This window comes from Acidovorax sp. KNOB132 (assembly GCF_057541515.1).
In genome coordinates this window covers 1-3428 of record NZ_BAAJYT010000330.1, presented here as the reverse complement: position 1 = coordinate 3428, position 3428 = coordinate 1, and the positions used below count along the sequence as shown (strand labels likewise).

Sequence of the window (3428 nt, the reverse complement as noted above, 5' to 3'; positions counted from 1 at the left end):
ACCAGGCACGCGCCCAGCGCCTGCCGGCCCTGCGTCGCACGGCGGCTCGGCTGTCCGAGGCAGTGACTGCGGGCGCCGCCGAACCCCAGCGTGCCGACGAAGCCCTGCAGGCCGTGCGCGATGCCGAAGCCGATCTCGCCGTCTCGCAGGCCGAGGCCGAAGTGGCGCGCAGCCGCCTGGCCCAGGTGCAGGCGCAGCGCGCACGGCTGGAGCTGCACGCGCCAGAAGACGGCACCGTGGTCCGCGTGGGCACGCAGGCCGGCCAGCGTGCGCCGGCGTCGGGCAGCGCAGCGGCCATCACGCTGCTGCCGCGCCGCCCGCTCGTGGTGCGGGCCGAGCTGAACGAAAGCTACGCGGCCCAGGTGCACGTGGGCCAGCGCGCCACCGTCACCACCGATGGCGACACCGCCGCTGCGGCGATGCCGCCGGCGCATGTGGTGCGCATCAGCCCCGTGCTCGGCACCGGGCGGCTGCAGGACGACGTCCAGCGCGGCCCCGTGCGCATCGTCGAATGTGTGTTGGAGTTCGATCAGGCGCCCACCGCGCGGGTCGGACAGAACGTGAGAGTGAGCTTCCATGATTGACGCCAGAACCCACCGCATCGCCCTGGTCGATGCACGCCATGTCTCCCAGCCCGCGACCGGCTCGGGCTGGATGGTGCAATGCGACTTCGACGGCACCATCAGCACCGAAGACGTGACCGACTCGCTGCTGCAGCGCTTCGGCCGCGACGGCTGGGAGGCGCTGGAGGCCGCCTGGGAGCGCGGCGAGATCGGCTCGCGCGAATGCATGAAGGGCCAGGTGGCCCTGCTCGACATGGACCGCGCCGAGCTGGACGCGCACCTGGCCACCATCGCGGTGGACCCGCACTTCGGCGCCTTCGTGCGCGCAGCCCGCGAGCGGGGCATGCCGGTGCAGGTGGTGAGCGACGGCATCGACTACGCCATCCATGCCGTGCTGGAACGCCATGGCCTGGGCGACCTGCCGGTGATCGCCAACCGGCTGGTGCAGACCGGGCCGCGCAGCTGGCAGCTGCAGTCGCCCTGGGCCAGCGCCGCCTGCGCCCGCGCCAGCGGCAACTGCAAATGCGAGCGCCTGGCCGAGCAGCGCGAGCGGCATGGCCGCGTGCTGTACGTGGGCGACAGCACCTCGGACTTCTGCGTGTCCGGCCGAGCCGACTTCGTGCTGGCCAAGTACAAGCTCATCCAGCACTGCGTGGACCACGGCATCGCCCATGCCGCATTCACCGATTTCTCGCAGGCGCTCGCCCTGCTGCCGCAACCCGTGGCAATGGAACTGGCGGCATGAACGCCGCCGTGATGTCCCGCGAAACCGCCCTCCCCCTGGGCGACGCGGCGGCCCGCCCCGGCGATGCCGGCACGCAGCACGAATACCTGCTGCGCGGGCACGGCCCGAACGCCGGCACCGGCGTGCTGCTGATCCACGGGCTGACCGGCACGCCCAACGAAATGCGCCTGCTGGCCAAGGGCCTGCACCGCGCCGGCTTCACCGTGCTGGCCGTGCAGCTGGCCGGCCACTGCGGCACGCAGGACGATCTGGTGGCCACGCGCTGGCAGGACTGGCACGCCAGCGTGCAGCGCGGCGCCGACCGGCTGGCGATGGTGACCGGCGGCCGGCTCGTGGCGTGCGGCCTCTCGATGGGCGCCGTGCTGGCGCTGGCGCTGGCCGCCGATCGCCCGGCCCAGGTGGCCGGCGTGGTGGCGCTGTCGCCCACCTTCCGCTACGACGGCTGGAGCATGCCAGCGTACACGCGGCTGTCGTTTTTGCTGCCGCTGTTTCGCATGCTCGGCATCGGGCGCCGCCGCGTCTTCATGGAGCAGCCGCCCTACGGCATCAAGGACGCGGCGCTGCGCGAGCGCGTGGTGGCGCAGATGCAATCGGGCGACAGCTCGGCGGCCGGCCTGCCGGGCAACCCGTGGTGGTCCGTGATCGAGATGCGCGCGCTGGCGGCCCACGTGCGCCGGCGCCTGGATGCCGTGCGTTCGCCCTGCCTCGTGCTGCATGCGCGCCACGACGACATCGCCTCGGCCGCCAACGCCCAGGCCATCGTGCAGGGCGTGCGGTACGCGCCGGTGGAACTGGTGCTGCTGGACGACAGCTACCACATGATCACCATCGACCGGGAGCGCCGCGCCGTCGTGGCGCGCACCGTCGCGTTCGCGGAGCACGTCGCCCGCGGGGGCACGCCGTGAACCCGGCCGGTGCCGAGGGCGGCATCACGCCGCTGGTGGCAGCGCTCTGGGCGCTGAACCTGCTGGTGGACACGGGCGGGCAGCTGGCGTTCAAGGCGGCGGCCACGGCCGACCCGCGCGCCGGCAGTGGCCTGGCCCGCTGGGCCTTCATGGCGCGCCGGCCGTGGCTGTGGATCGGCGTGGGCTGCTACGTCGCCGAGTTCCTGGTGTGGCTGGCGTTCCTCTCGCTCGTGCCGCTGTCGGACGGCGTGCTGCTGGGCTCCATCAACATCGTGGCCGTCATGGTGGCCGGCCGGTTCCTGTTCCGCGAGAAGCTGTCGCGCATGCGCGTGGCCGGCATTCTCCTGGTGTCGGCCGGCGTGGCCGTCGTGGGGCTGCACGGATGAAGCGCTTCTATGCCCTCGGGTTCCTCGCGCTGGTGGCGTTCGACACGCTGGCGCAGATCAGCTTCAAGCTCGCGGGCGAGCACGCGCTGCCGCTGGAGCTGTCCGCCGACTGGCTGGTGCGGGTCTTCGGGCACCCGTGGATCTACGGGGCCTTCATCGGCTACCTGGGCGCGTTCTTCACCTGGATGACGCTGCTGGAGCACGCCCCGATCGGCCCGGCGTTCGCCGCTTCGCACCTGGAAGTCGTCTCGGTGCTGGCCATCTCGGCCGTGTGGTTCAACGAGCCCATCGGCTGGCCGCAGGTGGCGGGCGCGGTGCTCATCCTGGGCGGCATCGCCTGCCTGGCGCGCAGCGAGGCCGATGCCGATGCCGAGCCCGGGTCCGGGCACGCCCCGTCGCACCATGGCGCGTGAAGCCCCGCCCACCGCGGGCCTTCCGCTGCGAATGGCCGACCTGCTGCCCGGCGGCGATGCCGACCTGGGCGGTGCGCTCGCGCGCTTCCTGGGCGTGCCTGCCGTGCAGGTGGAGTGCTCCGGCACCGCCGCGCTGGTGGTCGCCCTCACGGCACTGCGCACGCTGGCGCCCGACCGCGACGAAGTCGTGGTGCCGGCCTATACCTGCCCGCTGGTGGCCATGGCGGTGGCGCACTGCGGCCTGAAGCTGCGGCTGTGCGACCTCGGCCCCGGCACGCTCGACCTGGACCTGGCGGAGCTCGATCCGCTGTGCGGCCACCGCACGCTGGCGGTGCTGCCCACGCACCTGGCCGGCCGCGTGGTGGACACGGCCAACGTGCGCAGCCTGGCGCGGGCCCCGGCCGCCTGGGTCATCG

General features: G+C 73.2%; 6 protein-coding genes. All 6 read left to right on the top strand.

Going from position 1 to position 3428, the window contains the following annotated elements:
* On the top strand, positions 1-584 hold a 584-nt coding region (locus tag AC27IO_RS21970; RefSeq protein ID WP_498740750.1), incomplete at its 5' end, for an HlyD family secretion protein.
* A 70-nt stretch (positions 585-654) separates the two neighbouring features.
* Complete coding sequence (locus tag AC27IO_RS21965; protein ID WP_498740752.1) at positions 655-1308, top strand: MtnX-like HAD-IB family phosphatase; 654 nt, start codon at positions 655-657, stop codon at positions 1306-1308.
* 11 nt (positions 1309-1319) lie between these two features.
* Positions 1320-2213 (top strand): alpha/beta hydrolase, encoded by an 894-nt coding sequence (locus tag AC27IO_RS21960; protein WP_284430227.1) that lies wholly within the window; start codon positions 1320-1322, stop codon positions 2211-2213.
* The gene (locus AC27IO_RS21955; protein ID WP_284429647.1) at positions 2210-2599 is read left to right on the top strand and encodes a DMT family transporter; all 390 of its coding nucleotides are present in this window, start codon (positions 2210-2212) and stop codon (positions 2597-2599) included. The genes AC27IO_RS21960 and AC27IO_RS21955 overlap by 4 nt, the downstream gene beginning before the upstream one ends.
* Complete coding sequence (locus AC27IO_RS21950) at positions 2596-3012, top strand: DMT family transporter (RefSeq protein WP_317353411.1); 417 nt, start codon at positions 2596-2598, stop codon at positions 3010-3012. Before AC27IO_RS21955 ends, AC27IO_RS21950 begins: the two co-directional genes overlap by 4 nt.
* A partial coding sequence (locus AC27IO_RS21945) for a DegT/DnrJ/EryC1/StrS family aminotransferase (RefSeq protein ID WP_498740749.1) occupies positions 3002-3428 on the top strand: 427 nt, incomplete at its 3' end. The genes AC27IO_RS21950 and AC27IO_RS21945, both read left to right, overlap by 11 nt.